Genomic DNA, 631 nt, shown 5'->3' with positions numbered 1-631 from the left:
GTGATCTCAAGCCAGAAAACATCATGGTCCAGTATAATCGTGAATACCGTCGCAGCGAACAAGACTGTGGTCCCAACACCATTATCAATTACGACGAAATCAGAGTTCTGCTCATAGATTTTGGCCTAGCAATGAACTCGAATATCATCTGTTGCAACGCATGCCGAGGCTCGTCTTTTTACATGGCGCCCGAACGTATTACAAATTATAATACCAATAAATTGCTTGCAAAATTGGTAGATATGGACCAATTTTCCACTCCAGAACCAGAAAATGAAGACGAATCAAGTGCAAAGTACCTCCCTACCCTCGCAGGCGATATATGGTCATTGGGAGTTCTTTTCATCAACATAACATGCTCCCGAAACCCTTGGCCAATAGCTCTGTTTCTGCCGGAAAAATCCGCGAACGGAGAAAGCAAAGTTTTCGCAACCTACATGCTTCAAGACAAACTGGTACTTCAATCGATATTGCCAATAACCAAGGAATTCGATCGAATTCTTGAAACGATTTTTCGGCTAGACCCGAACAAACGGAGCGACCTCCCCACCTTGGAAAAAGAGATCTCCTCCTGCAACCATTTCGTCACCGATTGCCCCATTGGGGTATGCAGCGTTTATGCGAAGCAGCA

General features: G+C 44.7%; 1 protein-coding gene. It reads left to right on the top strand.

The features are described 5' to 3' along the window. Window positions 1-23: 23 nt before the first annotated feature. Window positions 24-631, top strand: a 608-nt coding sequence (locus tag H9Y04_RS49055) for a protein kinase domain-containing protein (protein WP_498067174.1), incomplete at its 3' end; no start/stop codon positions are given.

This window comes from Streptomyces polyasparticus (genome assembly GCF_014493765.1).
Lineage (GTDB): Bacteria > Actinomycetota > Actinomycetes > Streptomycetales > Streptomycetaceae > Streptomyces > Streptomyces polyasparticus.
This window is presented reverse-complemented; position numbering and strand designations above follow the sequence as displayed.